Below are 23,991 nucleotides of genomic sequence, written 5' to 3'. Positions count from 1 at the left end.
AAAAAGGGTGTAGAAGCACACACGCCCCATCCCTTCTACAAGAAATGAACAAATAGATATGCCGGCTTAACGAATGTGCACATATTCCCGTAACATTGTACCGATATATATCCTATCTTTACGGAGAGACAGTATGAATAAACACATCTTTATATATCATCCTATGAGAAACCTCATCCTAATAACAATTCTTATCCTTTGGTTTACTTCGCCGGTTGGTGCGCAGGAAGAGGGCGTTATTAAGAACTACATCCATATCAGCAAGAAAGAAGGGATATCTAATAATAATGTAAAGGCCATACAGGATGATGTTTACGGGCGCATCTGGATTGGTACGGAAATGGGACTGAACATTTACAGCAGTTCCAGACTCGTAAAACCCGAGCATTATATGGGGGTGAACGTATGCTCACTGTTGGATACGGGAACCGAGATGCTGATAGGTACGCATAGCTTTCTCGAATCATACAATTACGAAACAGGGGTCTACACCCGCATCAAGGACGGCAAGAATGAGGTTCCTTACATCTTCTCTATTATCCGTGTAAAAGATAAAATCATTGTTATTTCCGGCGAAACGGCCTATACGTACGAGAATGGCAGCTTAACGCTGATCAACTATAACCTGCCGTGTTTCTTTCTCAGCGTCGATAAGTTCAATGTCATCTGGGGATTTAAGGAAGATATGGTGTATCGTTTTGATGAACAGTTCAATGTACAGAAATCTTATAAGATCAGGAGTGTCGACCTCTCCCCGCTTACGGTGATCTGCATGCATCCCGATTCGAAAGGGTGCGTTTGGCTGGGCACGGAGAAGGATGGGCTATACAGATACAACCGTGTGCAGGATGAGTTTTTCCATGAAGACCTGATGGCTAAATATGGCATCAGCGCTATGGGAAACATCGGAAGCATTAACGAAGACGAGTACGACCGCCTTTGGATTGGCCACAGCAGCGGTTTGTCGGTATACGATTACACGAACAATTACCTCAAGTTCTATATGCTTGAGAATAATTATAATATCCAGCTCGTAAACATTATCACCCGCATTTTCCGCACCAAGAGGCAGGAGATGATTCTGGGCACGCATTTCACCGGACTGTTTCTGATCAACGAACTGAACTCGGCCATCCGGTTTTACCACTTGAGCGGATGGGGCGAAAAGATGGGGGGAGTCACCGTGAACGGGATCACAAAAGACGGCCAGGGCAATCTTCTGGTAGCAACTAATTACCTGGGGGTAAACATGCTCGACCAATCGGGTAAGGTGGTGCGCCAGTTCAACTACCGCAATTCGGGAATTAACGATAATGTCATCGCCCTGGAGTGTGATAAAAAAGGGAATATCTGGGCAGGCTCGGCATCCGACGGATTATATAAGATAGACCGCAACCTACAGGTAACACGCCATGTGAACCGCCCGAACGACTCGACTTCCATGTCGGGAAAGTCCGTACATGCGCTGTATTCCATCAACGAAGACAGTCTGCTGGTGGCCACCAACAAGGGCATTGACATCTACCACTACGAGCGGAATGCATTTGAAAACATCATTGCCAGTAAAAACCAGGACTATGCGTTTACCAATATTCTGCCCTACCGGGACAAGATTTATGCTGTCCATTTCAAGGCGATCTTCTGTATCGACCGCACAACGAAGGAGATAACCGAGTATAATATGCTTTCTTACAAGAACCTGTTCATACAGTCGGCCTACATAGACAAGACCGGACGCTTGTGGCTGGGTTCTTCCAAAGGGGAGCTTTACTATCTGGAAGATGGCAAACCGATACAGTTTATTGACAATAAAGAGCATACGGAAAGCCTGAACAACATCCGGGGCGATAGCCTCGGCAACCTGTGGATTACGGCGGGGAATACGCTTCTGTTCGTACCCCCATCGAAGGATGTCAGGGTTATCAATCTGGCTTGGGGACTGGGCAATAATGAGTTCAACGTGCGCTCGTGCTATACCGATGCGAAGGGTGATATTTATCTGGGCACTTCTAATGGGTTGATCGGCTTCGACCCCATGCAGATTATCAGTCAGGAGAAAGAGGAGCCTGTGCTTTATATTGCCGACTTCAAGTTGTTCGATAAAACGGTACAACCCGGTGCATCTTCTTTACTCAAGAAGCACATCAACCATACGGATGAGCTTGTACTGGAACACAAAGAGAATTTTCTTTCTTTCGTGGTGAACAGCATCGACTATGATCCGGCGCGTTCAGCACCTTACCGGTGCCTTTACCGCTTAGAGAATTTCGATAACAACTGGTATGAAATCAACCCGGCATCTAACGAGATTATCTTCACGCGCCTGGCCACCGGAAAGTATAAGCTACACGTCCGGTTGCAAGCCGAAACCGGAGAAACATTGGACGAAAAGACGATTGCCATCCGGATTAAACCGCCTGTGTGGCTCAGTACACCTATTATTATACTGTATATCCTGATTTTCGCGGCTGTGATATGGTGGATCAGTCGTGTGGTAAAAAGACGCCGGGCCACGCGCGAACTGATTGAAAAGGTGAAAAGGGAAAGTGATGAGGAAACAAGGCTGAACGCCATGAAGCTGGATTTCTTTACGTACATCTCGCATGAGTTCAAAACGCCGCTGGCCATTATATCGACGCTTCAGAACGAAATACTGCCTTACAGTGATAACGAAGACGATGATACGGAGATTTTCAAGCGTAACATCAAGCGGTTGGAGTACCTGATCAGTCAGTTGATGGAGTTCCGCAACATGGAGTCGCAGCATGCTTCGATCAGCTTGAAGCAGGTTGACATGATTCCATTCCTGCGGGGGATATACGAGGCGTTTGTACCGCTGTATAAATACAAAGAGATATCGCATGAGTTTATTACGGACATGGATTCGCTGCCGATGATGATTGATGCGGATAAGATTGAAATGCTGGTGGGTAATTTGTTGAGTAATGTTTCGAAGCATACGGCGCAGGGCGGACGGTTTTACATCAAGGCATCACGCGACAATGAAAAGTTGGTTATTGATGTGTTCAATAGTGCTGAGTGCCTGACGGATGAACAGAAATCGGCTATTTTCCAACCTTATAATAAGACGGATGCATCGAGTCTGTATTCGAATAGCGGAATTGGACTGGCAATTGTAAATAGTATTGCCAAGCTGCTGGATATCCATCTTTCGGTGATAGCGGTAGAGAATGCAGGGAATATATTCAGGGTGGAGATCCCGATTGTAGAGGGTAAAGGGAATGAAGCCAGCAGCGAGGTGACGTATACAAATATTGTAGACCGGATTATTGACAATACCATGTATTTTGAAGAGCAATCGGGTGCGCCGGATGCGGAAGAGGAAGCCCGGAATCCGTTCCAAATCCTGGTAGTCGATAACGATCATGATACGAAGAAAATACTTAAGAAGAAGTTGCAGGAATACTTCCACGTACTGACGGCTTCGAATGGGAAGGAAGCGCTTTTGCTACTGAAATCGCAGAACGTAGACGTCGTGATCAGTGATATCATGATGCCGGAAATGGATGGGTATGAGCTTTGTAAAGCAATCAAAGGAAACAGCAAAACGAAGCATATCCCGGTGATTCTGATTACGTCGGACTTATCGGCGGAGGGTAAAATAAAGGGCTTCCAGGCGGGTACGGATGCTTTCTTGCATAAACCGATCAATATTCAGGAGTTGTTGCTGCGACTTGAAAATATCCTTAAGAATAAGCATGTACTGCGGACGTACTATTCGAGTTTCGGGCAAATGAATATGGAAGAAAAGGAGGTGAATAACGCGGACGAAACGTTTATCAAGGAGCTAACCGATTATATTCATGATCATCTGAGCGATTCGGAATTGTCTGTGCAGCAGTTGGCGCAACACGTAAATATCAGTCGCACGCAGTTGTATCTGAATATTAAACGCCTGACGGAACAAACGCCGTCACAGTTTGTACTGAATATTAAAATGGCGCAGGCCAGGAAGATGATATTGAATACGAACATGACGTCGTCGGAGATTTCGTATAAACTGGGGTATTGCAACCCGAATCACTTTAGCCGGCAGTTTAAGGAGTTCTATGGAACATCGCCTAGTGAGTTTAGGAAAAAGGAGGAAGCGGACAAGTGAGGCAACCACAAGTGCGGCTTTTTTACCCACATACCCCTACGGCTGTGTGGGTAAAAAGGAACTTCGCAATACTTGGATTGCACTTATATCAAAATGTCAAAATGATAATGGAAGAAGGCTGGATTAACGTATTTAGCCCTCTTGTTGTATGGCGATGGGAATATAGCAAAGGAGTGGATTTAAAGAAATACAATTAGACAACAAATCGAGCAATATCAAATCCATTTTACTCAATCTTTAATTATTTACAATCAAAAAAGCATATCAATCCATTATTTGTTTTGATTTTAACATCTAAAACAATCTTCAAAAAGAAGACAAACCAGAATTCGCACCCCCTAATTCCACCCCATTTTAGAACCAAAATCGTTTCTTTTTTCGGATGCTACCGGCATTTGCACAAAATGAAACCGGCATTCGGGCCAGATGCTACTAGCATTTCAACCAAATGCAAGTACCATTTGAACGATATGAAACTTTCATATCCCCCAAATGCCGGTTTCTCAAACCCATTATGAAACTTTCTCAGACTCCATAACCCATAAACAGGAGCATTTTTTGCGCTAGTTCGTGCATTTCAAAGAAAGCACCGGTTACAAAAACCGCCGTATTCAAATCTATTTGATTCAAATACGGCGATTCTTATTTCTTTTTGTATAATCCGTCGGCTGCCTATTCCATCGGTATCTTAAACCAGAAGCGCGAGCCTATACCCCGCTTTGATTCTACTCCCATCTCCCCGTCCATCTGATACACGATGTTGCGGCTGACAGCAAGGCCGAGGCCGGTTCCCTGCACAAATGAATCGAGCTTAACGAAACGGTCGAATATCGCTTCCTGGTCATCGGCAGGTATTCCCATGCCGGTATCTTCTACATAAAAGAGCAACATATTGTTGTCCGCCGTTGTATAGCCGAGACGTACATGCCCCTCGTTGGTAAACTTAAGCGCATTGTTCACCAGGTTCACAATCACCTGGTTGATTCGTTCCTGATCGCCATGCATGGAAATATCGGGCGAATCCTCGTCAAACAACACCGCTACCTTATCGTCTGTCTTCTCCCTAGCTACGTTAACGATGCCCCTGACGAACGGCTTCACTTCGAACTCGTGCTTGTGAAGCTCCATCATGTTAGCTTCGATTTGAGAGAGGTCGAATATGTCCGATATCAGTTTCAATAATAGTTCGTTATTGTGCCTGATAATCTCCACGATCTCCGCCCGTTGTTCTTCATCGTCCATCTCGCAGAGCGCTTCGGAAAAGCCGACGATGGCATTAAGCGGCGTCCGTATTTCGTGACTCATGCTGGCCAGGAAGGCCGATTTCAACCTGTCGGATGTCTCCGCTTTATCTTTAGCAATGATGGTGAGTTTCAGTTCGGTCACATCGAGCAGCAAGCAGACAATCATGTCTTTCAGCGGAGAGAACATGATGGCGCGGCAATGGGTGTCGGTATTTGCCTCGTAGTAATCGTACTCGATGTGCTTATTGGTGTTCACCACCGCGGTCATGCGTTCCAGTTCCTCGGCAAAGTGCGTTTCGATGGCGCTACCGCGGGCGGCGATGATTTCCCTGCGCCGTTTTCCACGGATTTCTTCAATCTGTTTGTTGATTTCGAGGAAGGTATAATCTGTCGGAATGCCGTTATCATACACCATCTGGATTTGCTGATAGCCAATGGGCATGTACTGATAAAGGCGTTCGAGGTATTGTTTATCTCTCAGGTTTGTCTCGTCGGCAGCTTTGATCGGGTCGCGCGTGGGTTGCAATATACCTAGCAGCCGCGTGGGGCGATTACCCTGATATTCGATGACGCGGTATTTGGCATGGAGCCATCCCGTTCCCAGCCCTACGGTACTGGGGAATATCACGCTACTGGTGATTCCTTCTTTAATGGTCAGGAACTCATCAACGAATGCTTTGCGATAGTCCTCGCGTACTGCATTCAGGAAGTCGTTAAATCCGCAACCCACTTTATCAAGGTCCAGTAGATGCGCTGTGAGCTCGGAATAAACAGAATTACCCGAGATAAGATCCGTTTCCCACCATCCTATCTCAGCAATATCAAGAAGTAAATCTGCTTTTTCTCTCTCAGATAAACCGTTGCCGTTCATTGCTTGTTGCCTTATTATAATTTTAGTCGCGCAAACTTACGTAAAAATTGTGATTAATAAGCGTTCGAATAAGAATAATTAATGAATATAGAGTCACAGAAGAGGGTAAAGCCGGATTGCTTCACTGCGTTCGCAATGAAGAAGTGGCTTTACCGACTTATGACACACCCTCCTCCACGACTCTGTGTGCATTCTTTCAGGATTTGCTGCAACCGCTGTACCCGATCAGGATGCTTCGCGGCCACATTCTTCTTCTCTCCTACATCCCTTTTGAGATTATAAAGCTGAGGTTGAGGGTTATTTCCGGTTTCGGTATTGGTCAGGACGTTAAGCGGCCCGCCATTATTGGGAGCAATATACTTCCATGTGCCATCGTACACAGAAAGGCTTCCGGCCTGGAGAATCACGTAATCACGCCCTTTCTTACAGGTTCCCAACCAGGCACCAAGCTCATTCCGGCTATCGTTTTTGAGGTGATCCGGAAGATCTTTCCCCAGTAAAGAACCCATCGAGGCAAGGAAGTCCACCTGAGACACCAAAGCATCGGAAACGCCTTTTTTAACCCGCCCCGGCCAGTTGACAATGAACGGCACGCGCGTACCGGCTTCGAAACTGCTGTACTTTCCACCCCGGAAATCGCCCCAGGGACGGTGCTGTCCAAGCAATTCCACGGCACGGTCCTGGTAGCCATCGTCAACCACAGGGCCATTATCGCTGGTAAGGATGATGAGCGTGTTATCGCGGATTCCCAATCGGTCGAGCGTTTCAAGCACCTGCCCCACCGTCCAGTCGAACTGAAGAATGGCATCGCCACGGGGTCCCATGCCGCTTTTACCCTCAAAACGGGGGTGCGGCACGCGGGGCACGTGGATATCATTCGTGGCCAGGTAAAGAAAGAAAGGGGTATCGCGGTGTTGTTCCAGGTAAGATATGGCGTGCAGGGTAATGCTGTCGCCAATGTTTTCATCTTGCCAAAGGGCCGACTTACCGCCTTTCATGTAACCGATGCGGGAGATGCCGTTCACTATCGCCTGATCGTGCCCGTGGTTGGGGCTTGGGCGCTGTACGGTGAGGAGTTCGGGGTGTGTACTGCCCAAAGGTTCGCCGGGGAATGGCGTTTCGTAGCTCACTTCAATGGAGTCATTAGGATCAAGGTTTACGATTCGTTGATTTTCCACCCATACACAAGGCACGCGGTCGGCAGTGGCGGCCATGATAAACGAATAGTCGAAGCCGATATCCGAGGGGCCGGGGATGATATGCCCGTTCCAGTTCTGGCTGCCGGTTGTATCGCCCAATCCCAGGTGCCACTTTCCGATAACGGCTGTGGCATAACCACAGGATTGAAAGAGTTTGCCTACGGTATATTGTTCGGGACGGATAATCATGCCGGCGTTACCTGCCGCAATGCCGGTATCGTTCCTTCGCCAGGCGTATTGCCCGGTAAGGAAGGAATAGCGCGAAGGGGTGCTGGTAGCGGCCACGGCGTGCGCATTGGTAAAGCGTATGCCATCGCCGGCCAGTTTATCAACGTTGGGGGTATGAATAGTCTTTTCGCCGTTGCAGCTAAAATCACCGTAGCCGATATCGTCGGCCATGATGACGATTACATTGGGGGGATTGGTAGGGGATTGCGCAAAAGTAAGTACAGGGCAAGCGGCGGATATAAGGCCGAAGAGGTTGATGGTTTTGGTTTTCATATTGTAAGTTTTAAAATTGCGCTAATCTACCATATTCTTCTCTCCATACGTGCCGCTTTCGGTCGGGATCAGCTTCACTCTAACGATGGTTACAGCATTCGGGTTGGCATCTTCATACAGATAAACACCCGGCAGCTTGATACCTCCGATACCCTGCATAGCCTCATCCCCACCCAGATACTTGGTTGTTTTCCACTCGCCGTCTACGAAATACCCTTCCTGCAAAGTGCCATAACTAACGCCGGGAAGCGATTTTATCTTCGAATGAAAAGAAATATCCGCCCCATTGCCCGCTACGAGAAACTCATCATCGGCCAGGCGAATCACCAGTCCATAACCCTGGTAAGGATAGCGGTAGTTCATATGAATATCATAATCTTTAAAGCTAACCACCTCATTCTGGTCTTTCTGCTGCATGAAACCCTTCATCTGACCCGTGCCATGCTCTTTTACGATGAGAGGCAAGAGATTATTGAGCACCCGGTATGCATCTCCCACGGGATGATTTTCGGTATATATGGCATTGTCAATGCCAAAAGGAGCAAAGCCGAGCGCATTAAACTCGCTCAGCGTATAAAACGCTTTCGCCGGGGCACTCTCTTTATCGCCCATCCACAGTCCAACCGCCTCGGGGACGAATATCGGATTGCCGTTGCGGTTATACAAATGACATTGCGCAATGTAATCCTCCGCGTAATTATCGAAAGCCAGGAAGTCGACGGACGGAGCGGCGGCCTGCCACACATCCAACATCCGTGAGTTAGGTCCGCCACTCGGGTAAAGCCCCGGCGTTGGTTCATGGGGGAAGATGATCCATGCATTCACGAACATCGGAATGTTGTATGCCTTCTTGCCCTCCGTGGCCACGTGATTGATAAACCGGGCGTAGTGCCAAGACATAAACATCTCATCGGCCAGGTGGTTGCAACCGTTACCAAAAAGTTCCAGCCACGACCCGTTGGTTTTCTTTCCGTTGGCTTTCCACTCGTTTATGATTTCGGGAAGTATACGCTTTTCATTCTTTTGCAGATGTTTAATGAGATCGGCAGGAACTTGCTGACGGAATTGATTTTCGGCCTGGACGGAGCGGTCGCGGGTATCGCCCAGCAAACCTACTTCGTTTTCTATCTGGCACATAATGACAGTCTGCCCGTTGCGGTCTATCTCTTTGATGCGGTTCATCAAGGCGGTGTATGCGCGGGCATCGGCCTTCATCAATTCTTCGGACAGTATGGAAAGATACGGACGGTTTTCGCCTTCTTTGTTCTTCATTCGGGGGAAACGCTTAGTATCCCTCAACACCCAATGCGGGGCGTAACCCGACGAACCATTCTTCCAGCTTCCGAACCAGAGGAAAACAAGTTTCAGGTCGTGTTGGCGGGCTTCACCGATAAGTCCGTCCACTATGCTGAAATCGTATTTCCCCTCTTCAGGCTCCAGTTGTTCCCAGGAGACGGAAAGAAGCAGGGTGTTCAGGTTCAGGTTCTTCATGCGCTGCCATACGGGAGCCATGCTTTCGAGTGTAGACGAAGTGGAGTTCATCAGCTCACCCGCCAACATGACGTAGGGTTTTCCATCGACCATTAGTTGGGCAACCCCGTGTTTGTTGCGCACCAGTTGCGGGGGTTGCTGGGCATTAGCAAACAGGAAGACGGTTAATAATAGGAGAGTATAAAAGAACTTTTTCATGGGGTAGGATAATGATTTATTATTTTGAGATTTGACTGTAGGGGCGGTTCGCGAACCGCCCGAAAATGGTTTCCTGTGTATTGGGCGGTTCGCGAACCGCCCCTACAGTGACGCCATACATTAGTTTATTGCTATCCGGGCCACTACCGCAGCATGGTCGGAAATGTACTGTCCGTTCATCTTTTCGGGCAGCACATGATGACTCAGAACACTGACCGGCTTACTGACAAAAATATAATCAATAAACGGACGCTCCTCTTCGGGAATGCCATACCCGTGGTATGTCCAGGAGGTACCGGTGGTTTCCTGTGCCACCTCTTTAGTATGTACCAAGGGTTTAGACAACACCGGATTGGTAATATCGCTTACAACCTCGGAACCGGGAGGTGAGTTAAAATCTCCCGTCAACACTACGGGAAGCCCTTTATGTAATTCAGAAATCTTATTAAGAAGCAGCTTCACCCCTTCCTGACGGGCGACGGGACCTACGTTATCGAGATGCGTGTTGATAAAGAAGAGCTGCTTCCGGGTGGCAATGTCTTCTAATATAATCCAGGTGGTTACCCGGTTGTATCCGGCGTCCCAACCTTTCTTCCCGGGAACGTCAGGGGTTTCGCTTAACCAGAAATTGCCGGATTCAACCTCCCGGAACCGGTCTTTTTTATAGAAGATAACGCAATGTTCGCCTTCCTTCATACCATCGTCCCGGCCTACCCCGACGTAATTATACCCGGGCAGGTTGATGCGGAAGTCGTGAAGTTGGTTGATCAGAGCTTCCTGTGTGCCGATGATGTCGGGACTCTGCTTTTGAATCATACGCATGGTTACGTCTTTGCGGTAGGGCCAACTGTTGAAACCGTCGTTGGGATTATCAAAACGGACGTTGAAGGACATGATGGTCAATTCCATCGGGGGACTTGCACAGGAAAGAAGCAAAAGCCCCAGACTGAGGATTAAAATTGTTTTTCTCATGGTATACCTATTTAAAATGATTATGTATGTTGCTCTGAGATATAATATACCTACCTCCCCTTCGGGTAGGTATAATGACATATCCAATCTAATCTAACTGCTTCAGGGCGGTTCACGAACCGCCCCTACGATAACAACTTTCTTTTTTGTTACCCTCTTGCTATCCTGAAAACTATTTTAGTCCTGCGTCCTCACACAGCGTACATTTATCGCTTTGGATGCTGTGCCGTCACCTTCGCTCCACGGACGGGCATTATACGCCCACGGGTCAGGGTTCCAGCGGTCATTAAAGACCTCGTACATATAAGCGGAGGTTGCTGCGGAACCTACGGTTGTCGTCCAGAAACCGGCTTTGCCGTCTTTGCCTGCGCCATCCGGATCACCACCGTAGTTACCATGCCAGTATTGTCCACCCGGCACCACGGATAGTCCCGAACTGTTTGTCGTAGCACTGGCATCCTGCCAATAACCCGGCTTCTTCACTTCGGCGGCTGCTCCTCCGGGATAAAGGGCTATTAAGTCCTTCCATTCCTTCATCGTAGAGATGTGCCAGCCATCGGGACAGATTCCCTGAATGATGGTTGTTTCGCTCGCTCCTGCCTGGTCATAGTTGCGCAACGCTGTAGGCCAGGTATAATACACCCCGATTAATTTCGGATCGCTTACGGCTCCACCCAGGTATTCGCGTACATCCAGATCGACGGTAGTAAAGGCCGTGCCATCACTGTATGTTCTGGCGCGCATATTCTCTGCCATCCAGAAGTCATTACCGATCTTCACCACATTATACGTTTCGGGACTGGCAGCGTCGCGACGGTCAACAAAAGGTTTCAGCATACCAGACAGGTTCAGACTGCGGATTTCGGTTGGCTCCGTGCTTACACTTACCGTAGTCGTGATACGCCAGTAGAGCTTCTTGGTGAGGTATGCAGCACCTACATCCGTAAGCGCCTCATCCAGTAAAGCATGCGTAAAGTCCACGGACTTATTCATGGTGAAGGGTTTGATCTTCGACTGACTCATATCAGCGTTCAAGCTGTATTCCAGCGCATACGTTACATTTCTTGCCCCGCAATCCCAGCTAAGCGAAGACAGTACGGCATCCGGTGTCGAATAAGATAAGGCATACGCCGTTCCATCCGTTGGAGCAGTAATCAGGGTGATAGGTTGTGCAGCCAACATGGCAGCGAAACGACGAATCGTAAACTCACCCACCGTCTCGGATACAGCACGCAACGGGTCACTAGGAATCACCTCCCAACGCATTTTCTTCTTTTGCGAAGCTACCATTTCGTACTTCTGTTCCAATAACAAATCCATATCGGCCTGCGAGATAGCGAAGGATGTATTCTCTCCGGCATCAAACATCTCAACCGCGCCCAGCTCCACATCATAGAGTTTGATCTGGAAAGATACCCCTGTGGTATCGCACGCCCATTTAAACTCGAACATTTCGTCGGCCTGCTCCACTTCAAGCAACACCGTGCTGCCAGCTTCGGGCGATAATAAGGCAATCTGCACCGGATCGCGGGTAAAGCGTTTTATAGATATCTCGCGCACAGCGCTGTTCTCAATCGGGTTAGTCGAGGTACCGGTGCCGGTTACTTTCCAATATACCGGAGTGCTCTCGCCCAACTCCGCCCCCTGATCCTTCATCAGGTTATCCAGGTATCCGGCAGTAAAGTCGTAGCTCTTAGACGATCCGCACTTTATCTCTATCGGACTTTCAAACTCTTCGTTGAAGCTCAGGAAGAGCGTATAGTCTTTGACTTCCGTCTTGCAATCCCAACTGAATGTGACCAATCCTTCGGGCTCCTCCTTATTCAAACCTACCTCCGCCTGTGCGCCCGGTTCCGATAGCATAATCACATTGGCCGGCAGGTCGCAACGGGTGATGGATATCTTCCGTACATCATCGCACCAGCCCGCTTCGGGGTCGAGTACATTGACTGTCCAGTAGATGTCTTTCTTCTCGCCGATTCCGATGTCCATTGAGCTCAGGATGGAATCCAGCACCATAGTGGTGTAATAGTTATCACGTTTGATTCCTGTCGGAACCACAGCGGTCTTCCCGGAGAAGTCGGCATCCAGACCGAACATCAGGTCGTAATAGATATACTCACGCTTGGTTTCCCACATGAAACGGTAAAGCGTATCGGGTTTCTGGTAGTCGAGCACCCAGAGGGTATCGTTCGAAGGATAAGACAGGAATACCTGCTGGCGTCCTACTTCATAGAAGTTATTATCATTATCGCAACCAAACAGTATGGCAAGCATAAGGCCGGCTGCAAGGCCAAGATGTTTTATTATTTTCTTCATGGCATTCCTGTTTTAATGGTTATATGCACCAATGTTTTTGTTATTACCTACAGGGCTTCCCCAGAAGTCGTTGGTGATGGGGAAGAAACCTCCGTCGTTCACTGCCGCTCCGGCACCGATACATGGCGATCCTGTAGCGAGTTTCAATCCGTCGAGTATCTCCTGTTTATCGATCAAATCGTTATTCTTTATGAAGTCCTCTATCAAACGGACAAACTTAGGGTCTGCGTTGATATTGCCCGTGTTGTACTCACCTGTTCCGGGAAGTTCATTGGAATATCCGTAGATCAGGTTGTTTTGCATCACCACACCCACATTTTCTTTAAACTCACCGCTAGCTACCCTGTAGAAAGGATTGGCCACGCCTGTGGTGTTGTAGAAGATATTGTTGGAGAAGGTCAGCGACTTCGGCAGATTCATATAATCGGCAAAGGCAATGGCTGTATTGTCCATATTCTGTGTGGCCGATTTGGTTTTGATGATGGTATTGTTATAGAAATGCGCATCCTTCACACGTCCCGAAATATCAATACTCGGAGCGTGAATGTCGCCGTTTTCCTTCACGTAATCGCGCAATCCGTCGTTGATACTGATGTTATAGCGTACAATCGTTCCGCTGTGCTCGGCATAGCCTTTATTAAAGTAGGCATCCAGGGGGCAAAGCAGGAAGAATCCGCCCACGTTGTTGTAAGAGATGTTGTACTCGAACAGGGTGTTCACGCAGTTCTGGTCGCAGTCGAATGCCTGTCCGTCCCACGTGGCTTTCATATCCTGCACGATGTTGTAGCGGAAAATCGTGTTATCGCTATGGATGTTCCAGATGGCAGCAGAAGCCTCGGCACGGAAGTCGGAACCTTCGGGCGAGAATCCGCCCATGGCGCACTTGCGCACGATGTTATGCTCTACGATAGCGCCGTCGCAACCGATTACCACGATCTGGTCGCCCGGTATACCTTCGAAGGTATTCCCACGGATCACATAGTTTGTATTCGCCTTGCGCATACTCCGGTCACCATCGGCGATGTAAGCAATAATACCGTCGCGTTGGATATTGATAAACTTACAATCTTCAATCAGGATATCATTGAAAGAAGACGGTGTGGCACTGTTTATGATATTATACAAGAACAAGCCTGCTCCTCCTCCACCGATATTGTGGGTAAGGGTTCCGTATACATCTTCAATCACGCAACGTTTAATATGGATGTGGTTCATTACGCCACCAGGTATGTTCTCGGCGGTGAGTTGTATACCAACAATCTTGGGCACCTCTTCTTCGCCTTTATTGGTTACCTTCAAGTCGTGTACTTCCCAATACTCTACGTTACGGATAAGGATAGACTCAGGCTTTTTACCCCCTGTACGAATCTCGGGCAGGGGCAGACTTTCGTCGCCATACGAACCCAGCACGATCGGTTTGCCGGGAGCGCCGCTGCCTTTCAATACGAGTTGCCCTTCGTAAACCGTTCCGCGTTTAATCAGAATGGTATCGCCGGGACCCCATGTACGTTCCGTAAAACGATCCATGCTTTCCCATGCTTGCGATGGCGAATGTCCGGTATTATAATACGCTCCGTTTTCGGGGTCAATGTAATAGCGGTTCGGGTAGGATACTTCCTCTTCTACCGGTGGTAGCGGGGAATCATTATTGTTATCGTCGCATGCGGTCAATAACTGCATGGACAGGAGTGACATAAGTAAAATACTATACATTTTCATTGTAGTTCAAAGTTTAAATCAGATTATTACAGGTCATTCATAATACATCTTATCGGATAGTGGCGGTTCTCTCCACCGGGCACAATTCCGTAAGCCTGTATGTTAGCTTCGGCAGCATCATCGTAGAAGGTCATCACCGTAGCTCTGTCGCGCTCATCATCCAGCGCAATATCTCCCCAGGAGTATTCTATGCCTTTCAGGCGAGGGGTTGATGTCCAGAAGCCGGATACCGGCATATCAGCAGACTCAAACCAGTTGAATAACGCTTCCGAATCCTCGCGCCAGTAATAGCCACTGGCTATAACATTCATTTTGGAACTGTTAGTGACCTCGCTTGTTGTTCTCCAGAATGAAGGGTCTTTCATTTTCAAACCTGTATCCCACCGGCCGATATGTTCGCGCAGTTTAACGAACTCGCTATAAGAAGGCACATGCCAGCCATCGGGACAAATGCCCTGGATGGGTTTTCCGTCAAGCGAAGCCGCTTTAGCTTCGTCCCAGGTTACCCGCACGGCGGTTTGCCAGGAGTAGTATCCTCCGGCTTTATAGTCGAATACGGTGTTGCCTGTTATGGCAACTCTGGCCGGGAATGGAAGCGCTTCGCCATCGGCATACACCTTAGCCCTGAGGTTCTCGGCCATAATGGTAATCAGTGAGCCGTCTTCCATTACAAACTGACGGGCCTCGTAGCGTTCGCCATCGCGGGCATCGATAAAACTTTCAATGGAAAGCATGGCGCTGAAGTATCTCCAACTGGTTTCTATCTTGCCATTGGTGTTTTGTTCTACCTTCCAGAAGAAGCGTTTGATGCTACCGAAATCGGGCCATACGGTGCGCAGGGTTTCAAGTAGTTCTTCGTTCCGGATTTTGAGGGTATCGGTGGCGTTGCCCATATCGAACTCAACTGCATTCTCGAAGTGCATATCTACATCGAAGTAGACTTTATAGGTTGAGTTAGGCCGCACTTCCCACACGAAGGGTTGTATCTCGTCGGGTTTAAAGAAGTCTATCTTTACGGTCGATCCTTCTTCGGGGAAGACCTGGCGTGCCCAGGTGGGGTTCACATATTTGACATCATCTTCGCATCCAACAAGTAGGATGACGGTTAAGAGAGCGATGCAATTTATTATCTTTTTCATATCGTATGCTTATATTACAGGTTAATAGCCAGGGTTTTGATCACCTTCCATCTGTTTATTGGCATTGATCTCCTTCTGGGGAATAGGCCACAAATAGTCGCGGTCTTTATTGAACGACCGTCTGTCAATAACCATCGGTACATACTGCCAGGTATCGCTTACGTTTCCGTTGGTGTATGTTTTCATCTTGGTCACGTCTAGTCCAACACCGTCTACCATTACCTTTTCGGCAATCTTCCAACGGCGGATGTCGTGCCAGCGCTGGCCTTCGTTGAAGAGTTCCACGCGGCGTTCGTTGCGGATTAGTTCGCGCATGGTGTTCTTGTTGAGGTTGGGCAGTGAAGCGCTGAGCGTAATCATACCAACACGGTTGCGTAACTCATCAATCAACGGATACGCGCCCGCCGGACCATTCAATTCATTTTCCGACTCGGCCCATGCCAGAAGTACCTCGCCGTAGCGCATGTAAATCTTATCGGTACCATCGTTATTGGTATTTGCCAGTTCTACGTCTGCACCTTTCTTCGGACGAAATCCGGTGTTATTACCCCAGCTTGCGGGTACCCAATTGGCTTGATAACGGGATTGAGCATCCAAACGGTATTCGTAGCCCGGGCAAAGAATAGACAGATGCAGGCGCGGGTCGCGGTTAAGGAACGGATGATCCGGATCATACATGGGGTCTTTCAGTATAGAACCACCGCCATCAATATCTATATCCTTAATAGGTAGTCCGTTGGCAGTAAAGAAACTCTCTACGACAGGAAGCAGTGTCTGAAAAGATGCCCAGTGATACCAAAGCATAGTCATACCGCTACTCCGAAGGTCGGTTGCATAGTTGACTTTAAAGATAACCTCGTGATTAGATGCATCGTCAATTCCCTTTTCAAGGAAAAGATTCGTGAAGTTATCATAGAGTGAATATCCCAATGCTTTAATGGCTTTGGCAGAGGCAATCACCGTGGCATGATCGTATTCATATTGTGCCACACGCATCTTAAGCATATAGGCAGCTCCTTTGTTGGCCGATTCTCCGCCAAAGGCATGCGGCAGGTGTTCGATGGCAAAATCAATATCTTCATGAATAAAGGTCAGGACCTTGGATAGTTCTTCGCGTGCAGGATCTTCCAGCGGAGAGTTTTCGTCAAGCAAAGGCACCCGTCCGTAGAAACTTACCAGGTCGAAATAAAAGTAAGCCCGCAAGAAGCGACTCTCGGCTGTTAGTTTATTCTTTTCTACGCCGGTAAGTGAACTGTTGATGGCCAATCCGCGCAACAAAGAATTGGCACGGGAAATAGCCTGCCAGTCTTTCCGCCACTTATATTCGGCCAGGTGGCTACTTGCCGTCTGGGTACCTTTGGCAAACTCGGCCGAGTACTCCCATGTGTTGGGGTTGTAGGAGTTGTCGGACATGTTTTCGTAGGTATAGGGGTTGATGTAGCCTGCGCCCTCATCATAGAAGCAGTTGTAAACACCTGCCAACAAGCTTTGTGCCTGTTCCATATCCTTGAGGAATGTGTCGGGAGAGGCTTTATCCGGAGGAGTAGTATTCAGGTAGTCTTCGCAGGAACTGGTGGCTACACACAGGAACGCGATTGAAATATACGTTATAAAATTCTTTTTCATGGCTTAGAAAGTTAAGTTGAGTCCGAATGTATAGGTTTTAGTCAACGGATAATCGTAGATGTTAGAAGACTCTGTACCGGCACGTTCCGGATCGAAACCTTTGTAGGAAGTAACGGTAAACAGATTCTGAGCGCTTACAAAAGCACGTGCTCCGGCAAGTCCGATCTTACTCATCCATAATTTGGGGAATGTATATCCCAATTCAATATTCTTCAGACGCAGGTAGGACATGTCTTCTACATAGTATGCCGATTTGATGGAAGAACGCTGACTGTCGATGTACACCCGTTGGTAGGTGTTGTTCGGTCTTTCGGGAGTCCAGCGTTTGGTCATCCATCCGGCAGAGTTGTAACCGTTGAAGAATGGGGAAACAAGCTGTCCCATGCTCCAGCCTTCACCACCGTAAACTCCCTGGAAGAAAGCGGTAAAGTCAAAGCCTTTATATTTTGCGCCTACATTGAAGGAGTACATAAAGTCGGGCGATGGGTCGCCAAGTGCTACCCGGTCGTTCTCTTTATCAATGATGCCATCGCCATTCTGATCTTTGAAACGGATATCACCGGGAGCGGCAATGAGTCCGGAATAGGAGTTCACGGGATTTCCGTAGCGGTCGAAAGTAACCAGATGGTTGTGGATTTCGTCATCGCTTTGGTAAAGACCTTCTATTTCATAGCCATACAATGTATTGATGGCTTTGCCTTCCTGTAATAGCAAGCCTCTGTCATCGTTAAGGATGGGGCTTTGGCCTTTCAGGTCTAATATTTCGTTCTTATTGAAGGATATGTTTCCGCCACCGTTGATTTCCAGGTCGCGCATGAGTTGTTTGCTGTAAGACAGCGAGAATTCAAAACCTGTATTCCGCATCTTTCCGGCATTCTGCCAGGGAGTTTCGGTAAAACCATAGGTCATGGATACGGGCAACTGCATCAGGATATCGTCTGTTTCCTTTCTATAATAATCGGCAGAGAAATTTAATGTTTTGAACAGAGTGATGTCTAAACCGATATTCTCTTGTGTGGTCGTTTCCCAGGTGAGGTTCTTATTGGCCATGTATGCTAAGGCAGAACCAGTTGTATTCTGTCCGTTCCAGATGTAGTTGGCACTCCCCACAGAGAGAATATCCACACCGGCGTACATGCTCCATATCTTTTCGTTACCCAGTTTTCCCCACGAAGCACGTAGCTTAAGTTCATTCAGCCAGGACACTTTATTCTTCAGGAATTTCTCTTCGGCAATACGCCACGCGGCAGAGAATGAGGGGAATGTACCAAACTTATGCCCTTCGGCAAACTTGGAAGAACCATCGTAACGCACGTTTGCTTCGAAAAGATATTTGGCTTTGTAGTCGTATCCAAAGCGTCCGAAAAGTGAAACGGATGTGGTTCCTCTTTCCCAGCTTTCATTTTTCTGTGTAGCCGGGTCGCCTACTTCGAGTGACGGCAAGTCGGCCGTAAGCCTTCTGCGCTCGGTCATCACATGCTTGGTTCTCCATTCCGACTGCTGTACCCCACCCATAATACGGAAGTGGTGATGCTCTTTCAAATCATGCCAATAGCTTAACGTGGCATAACTCGACTGACTGCTCGAACGGTCGGTGCTTTCTTTTATCTGCGACTCTACGGAGTTGTTCTTACCGATGGTTTGTTCGCCGTTGGCACCTGTTTCCACGCCATATAGCGTAACGTTGGGGGCATAAGTTTGCCCGAACTCCTGGTACATATCATAGCTAACGGCTCCTTCGAGTTTCAATTGCGGAAGGATTTGTATTTGCATATTGAAATTACCATTGAAGTTCTGTCCCACCCACTTCTGTCCGCCGCCGGCTTCTTTCGCGGCATCATCATAGAACCAGCTTGTCCATCCGTAGCCTTCCATTTTAGGTTGCGCGGTAGGCGGCATCTGAATGATACGGGCAAGTGTACCCCCGGTTCCACCTACAAGGTCGCCGCGGTTTCCTTTATATCCGGAAATGTTGGTTCCGATTTTCAGTTTATCATTAAAGAAAGAACTGTTGGTGTTGGAACGGAAGGAGAATTTCTCGTAAGATGTACCATCAAGAATACCATTCTGGTCGAGATAACCCAGCGACAAACTATACATCAGTTGTTCGGTACCTCCACTCATTTTTATATAATGGTTTTGTTGGGTAGCAGGTTTGAAATAGAAATCGGCCCAGTTACGGTCATTGTACACACCGGGATTCTCGCGCTTGCGGAAATGATCAATCCACTCTTCGCTGAATGATTTCTGCAGGCCGGAGTTCAGGCGTGCTTCATTGTGCAGTTCCATATAGTCTACAGCACCCAGCAGATCGGGATAACGGGTAACCTCCTGTATGGCCACATAGCCATTATACTCGATGGATAGCTTTCCGCTCTTTCCTTTTTTAGTGGTAATCAGGATGACCCCGTTGGCGGCTTTATTACCGTAAATGGCAGCAGAAGCGGCATCTTTCAATACCGAAATTGACTCAATGTCTTTGGCATCTACTTTATCAAAGGAAGATTCAAATCCGTCTACAATAACCAACGGCGATGAGTCATTCAACGTACCGATACCACGGATATTGATCTTTCCACCATCTTTACCGGGCTGACCGGATTCTTGCGTTACCTACAAGCCTGTTACCTTACCTTGCAGCGCCATGGATACGTCGGTAATGGGCCGGTTCTTAAAGTCGCTTGTGGACACCGTGGAGACGGAACCCGTCAGCTTTTCTTTACTATTCGTACCGTAACCAATCACGACTACATTATCTAATAAGATACTGTCGTCTTCCAGTTGAATGGTCAGTGGCTTTTGCGAAGCGGCTACTTTGATGGTTTGCGGCCGATAGCCCAGATAAGAGAATTCAAGAACATCGCCTACCTGTGCGTTGATCGTAAAATTACCATCCACATCGGTAGTAGTGCCCACGGGGCGATCCTTGATTTTAACTACTGCTCCAACAATCTCCATGTTGGCCGAATCGACTATTCTTCCTTTTACAGAAACAGTGGATCTTGTTTGAGCGTAATCCAATTGCGAATAAAACAGTCCTAATATAAATAGGAGCCAAAAGCAAAATGATGAGCTAATGCGGTGTTTCATCGTTTCATAGTTTTAAATTTAATTGAAGGGTTAATTATATCGAGGGCTAAAGTAGATAATAATGAGGCTGGGGGCTTATACGGTGGTTTTTAATTCATACCTAACATATCTGTATGAGAAAAGGACAGGGAAAAAGAACGATTTTATATGCGTTCTGAACAAATAGACATAAAACGGATGCATGATTATTCTGGTTCCAAGGTATTTAGTATTAGATGAAGGCTATATAATATACAATTGTTAGTTCATTATGAACAAATATAGATATTAAAGAATAAATGCTACCTATTTTTAAGATATACTATTTGCATTGAACTTTCTACTATAGCAGTAAAATCTTATATTCTCCTACCTAAACCGCTACCACCTGATACACCGTTCCAAACCTCCCCTTCCGGCTACGCAAATTCTTCTTCAACACCCGCCCCAACTTCATAGCAACAGACCGGCTACATTCAAATTCGGGGCGCCGCTGGCGGATACGTTCCAATATTTCCGTACAAGTTAACTCTTCGTACTCCTCTCCTACATGTGGGGAACGGAAATACAGGAAGATCATTTCTTCTTCGGGTAATATTTGGTGGAAGCCCAGATTGCTTTTGGTTATATAAGCCTCCTCTTCGTGCGAGAACCAATACTGTTCTTTATTACGTACTGCGTGCAAGGCCTGCGCGTATAATTGTTCGTAATCAATGGGTTGTATATAGTCTATTACCCCTTCCACCTCGATACAGATAAAACGGCGGCTTCCTGTAGGATCGGTTAGTAAATCAAAATTATTGCTGGTGGCTATGAATGTGGCGTAACGCCGCAATTGCTCTGTTGAACTTCCATGCGGGCGACGGGTTTGCACAATGGCCTTTTGTAGTATATGTTTCAAAAAGCCTTGATAGGATGAACCGATAGAATCAAACTCATCCATATTGATCAGTGCAAAACGATTTAGAGACAATTGCACATCGCGGCGATTGCTGAAATCTATACTATCTGTATAATAATCGCGCAATTCTGGCGGTAGTATATTCAAACAAAATGTTGATTTCCCACAACCTTGATCACCCACAAGTAGGGGCAATGTACTGTTGGCATGTTCGCGGTCGAGCTGCAACCAATGCGCCACCATAGACAAGAACCAGGTGTAAAACAGATCGGGCCAGCGCTTATTGGAGCATTTTACCCGGCGGGCCAGTTCGCGGATACGGTCTTTTCCGTCCCATTTTGAGAGTGCGAAGAGGTATTCTTCGATTGGGTCGTACACCGGAATACGGTCCGACTCTACGTATCGCCGCATATCGGCATCCCAGGCACCGATGCCTTCGGCTGTGGCGTTGAGCGTCATACCGTTCAAGGCTTGTTTGGTTAGCGGACGAAAGTCGAACTTATATGATTTTAGTTCCCGATATTCAACGATGCCTTTGATGGTGTTGCGCCGCAATTGATAACGGCGTTGCATAAACTCTTCCAACTGAGCTACCAGTGTCATGGCCGAGGTTATGCAGGGTCGGCCACCGAATTTCTGCCGCATGGTGTATGCGCTACGGAAACAGGCGCGTACAAATAAATCATAATCAATGAGGTCGCGCCGCACGAGGGTAAACCGCACGGCATCTTCTTCGGGAATGCCAGAGTTGTAGCAGTTCTCGGCCAGGCGAATGAGGAAGGGGTGCAGGTCTTCCTCCGTATCTACTTTTTCCAACTCCGCCATGGCATTCCACAGGCTGGTTTCGAAGAGTGTATCGATGATCCAATAGCGTTCATAACCGGGAATAAGCCGCAATAGCGGGTCGCTTATTTCTTGCTGATGTTCGGAAAAAGTCGGTTCGAGAGGCATGCGCAGAGGCTGTTCGATGCGGATGGGCACGGCATTGGGATTATAAAACAGCGTTGGGTCGTAGGTCATCCTACAACAGAGGTTCAGTACGGGCTTCTTCAGTTCGATCTCCCTTTTTAGTTGGGGTTGATACCACTTTACGGCATCGCGATAGGCTTGGGCGTGAAACATTTCAATGAGTTCGGGGCTTTGGGGCAGCGTACCGTCGGGCAGCGTAAAGGGTATCAGTATTTTTGTACTCTTTCCACTCGATCCTACAAATGCCAACAGGGTTTGGGGCAGAGTGGCTGCCCGGTCGCGTATTTTCACAGCCTCCTTCATGCCTGTCAAGTTGTTGACCTGAAGCACGACTACTCCGTTATAAGTGGTCATTTCCTGCCGGCTGCCTACTGTCCGCCGAAACACTCCGCTAAATGCCATAAGGGGTACTTTTCCGACGAATTCGTTCTTTACTCCATGCATACTGTCGCGCAGTTTCTCGCGCATAACGGATACGGGTTTACCTTTTGTCTCTGTGCGCATGGCAGCCAAAGCGGCTTCCATATCTATGGTACGTTGTGTCTGCACCTTACCATCGTTACGGTATTGGGTTATTTTCATTTTTTCTTCTTTGCGCGTTCACAGAATTTATATTTCATTTTTTCCAGAAAGCTTCGCATTATGTTATCGGCTTTGAAACAGATGCGTTGCGCCTTCACTGTGGCGGGGGTAACTTCCTTTGGGGTGTCGTACCCCGGACTACTGGCCGACACGGAAAACAGGCCGATACCTTTCAGGTAGACCGTATTTCCAATTCGCAAGTGATCTTGCATAACATCGCTCAACGCACTGATTGTTGCCAATACATCGGCAGGGGTCAGTGAACAGCGCGCGCTGATTTCGGCGGCCAAATCATCGGCATCTACTTGCCCCGAAGTAACAGGAACACCATAATAAAGTGTTTTCGGTTCTTTTTTACTCTTATCAACCTTCGGTCTTACTACATATAACTGCATATCTTATTTGTTTAAATTATTAATCTATTTTATTAAGTATTTCCACACCCGGGTGGAGGTGGTTTCTCCATCCGGATAGAGGAGACTTCTCCACCCGGATGGAGAAGGCATCTACACCTGGGTGGAGAAGCACTTAAGGCGATTACAAATATACAAAAACAAATCATATTTATCAAATATAAAAGGTAGTTATAAAGAGACATAAAGAGGATAAAATTGTAATTTATAAATCAAACAAAACAACAGATAAAACCTGTGGGACTTTCGGGACTTTTATGGGACTTTTTTAGAAAGTCCCACACGCTGTATCTATCTATATTACAGATCATTAACACACCATTGTGGGACTTTCGGGACTTTTTAATCAAAAAAATCATCTTGAACAGCGAGTTTACATATCACCTTTTTGCTATTCATCTAAAATGAGTACATTTGCATGAACCAGCAAATATCAATCCTCAACATTATGAGCTTCGAGCAATTATTAGACAGATTCAACGAACTGCACATCACTGATGCTGCCCCCCTTTTCGTAAGTTTCTTTTAGAGTTTTTGAAATACACCATTTGCTCAGCCAATTCAAACGGATCTATAAACAATAGTATCAATTTGTGCATAAGTCGACTGCTTTCTTAAATAAACTTTCCTCAAACTTATGATATAACCTTGAACAACT

Annotated in this window: 12 protein-coding genes and 1 pseudogene; 1 reads left to right on the top strand and 12 read right to left on the bottom strand. The window is 47.3% G+C overall.

The genetic code is table 11. The features are described 5' to 3' along the window. The first annotated feature begins 163 nt into the window (after positions 1-163). Positions 164-4,120, top strand: a complete 3,957-nt coding sequence (locus D0T87_RS10675; RefSeq protein ID WP_163175111.1) for a hybrid sensor histidine kinase/response regulator transcription factor — start codon at positions 164-166, stop codon at positions 4,118-4,120. A gap of 672 nt (positions 4,121-4,792) precedes the next feature. Here the strand turns inward: D0T87_RS10675 and D0T87_RS10670 are convergent. From D0T87_RS10670 to D0T87_RS10620, 12 genes and pseudogenes are all read right to left on the bottom strand, one after another. Further along, the gene (locus D0T87_RS10670; protein ID WP_163175110.1) at positions 4,793-6,235 is read right to left on the bottom strand and encodes a HAMP domain-containing sensor histidine kinase; all 1,443 of its coding nucleotides are present in this window, start codon (positions 6,233-6,235) and stop codon (positions 4,793-4,795) included. 149 nt (positions 6,236-6,384) lie between these two features. Next, positions 6,385-7,935 carry an arylsulfatase gene (locus tag D0T87_RS10665; protein WP_163175109.1) on the bottom strand — a complete coding sequence of 517 codons (1,551 nt, stop codon included), beginning with the start codon at positions 7,933-7,935 and terminating at the stop codon, positions 6,385-6,387. A gap of 21 nt (positions 7,936-7,956) precedes the next feature. Continuing rightward, complete coding sequence (locus tag D0T87_RS10660) at positions 7,957-9,624, bottom strand: DUF5597 domain-containing protein (protein ID WP_163175108.1); 1,668 nt, start codon at positions 9,622-9,624, stop codon at positions 7,957-7,959. A gap of 120 nt (positions 9,625-9,744) precedes the next feature. Beyond that, a complete protein-coding gene (locus tag D0T87_RS10655; protein WP_163175107.1) occupies positions 9,745-10,596 on the bottom strand; it encodes an endonuclease/exonuclease/phosphatase family protein in 852 nt (283 codons plus the stop codon). Positions 10,597-10,773: 177 nt separating this feature from the next. Next, positions 10,774-12,915 (bottom strand): FISUMP domain-containing protein, encoded by a 2,142-nt coding sequence (locus D0T87_RS10650; RefSeq protein ID WP_163175106.1) that lies wholly within the window; start codon positions 12,913-12,915, stop codon positions 10,774-10,776. Between the two features lie 12 nt (positions 12,916-12,927). After that, positions 12,928-14,634, bottom strand: a complete 1,707-nt coding sequence (locus D0T87_RS10645) for a right-handed parallel beta-helix repeat-containing protein (protein ID WP_163175105.1) — start codon at positions 14,632-14,634, stop codon at positions 12,928-12,930. Between the two features lie 26 nt (positions 14,635-14,660). After that, a complete protein-coding gene (locus D0T87_RS10640) occupies positions 14,661-15,773 on the bottom strand; it encodes an FISUMP domain-containing protein (RefSeq protein WP_163175104.1) in 1,113 nt (370 codons plus the stop codon). A gap of 21 nt (positions 15,774-15,794) precedes the next feature. Next, a complete protein-coding gene (locus tag D0T87_RS10635; RefSeq protein WP_163175103.1) occupies positions 15,795-17,399 on the bottom strand; it encodes a RagB/SusD family nutrient uptake outer membrane protein in 1,605 nt (534 codons plus the stop codon). 3 nt (positions 17,400-17,402) lie between these two features. Next, positions 17,403-20,000 (bottom strand): annotated as a pseudogene (locus D0T87_RS10630) (SusC/RagA family TonB-linked outer membrane protein); the annotation flags it as partial. A 12-nt stretch (positions 20,001-20,012) separates the two neighbouring features. Continuing rightward, positions 20,013-20,489 carry a carboxypeptidase-like regulatory domain-containing protein gene (locus tag D0T87_RS24600; protein ID WP_239063603.1) on the bottom strand — a complete coding sequence of 159 codons (477 nt, stop codon included), beginning with the start codon at positions 20,487-20,489 and terminating at the stop codon, positions 20,013-20,015. Between the two features lie 352 nt (positions 20,490-20,841). Beyond that, positions 20,842-22,920 (bottom strand): BT4734/BF3469 family protein, encoded by a 2,079-nt coding sequence (locus D0T87_RS10625; protein WP_163175102.1) that lies wholly within the window; start codon positions 22,918-22,920, stop codon positions 20,842-20,844. Then, entirely contained in the window at positions 22,917-23,315 is a 399-nt protein-coding gene (locus D0T87_RS10620) for an HU family DNA-binding protein (RefSeq protein WP_163175101.1), read from the bottom strand. The genes D0T87_RS10625 and D0T87_RS10620 overlap by 4 nt, the downstream gene beginning before the upstream one ends. Between the last annotated feature and the right edge of the window lie 676 nt (positions 23,316-23,991).

This window comes from Bacteroides sp. 51 (genome assembly GCF_010500965.1).
GTDB lineage: Bacteria > Bacteroidota > Bacteroidia > Bacteroidales > Bacteroidaceae > Bacteroides.
The sequence above is the reverse complement of the archived record's forward strand: the minus strand, read 5'-3'. Positions and strand labels throughout refer to the sequence as shown.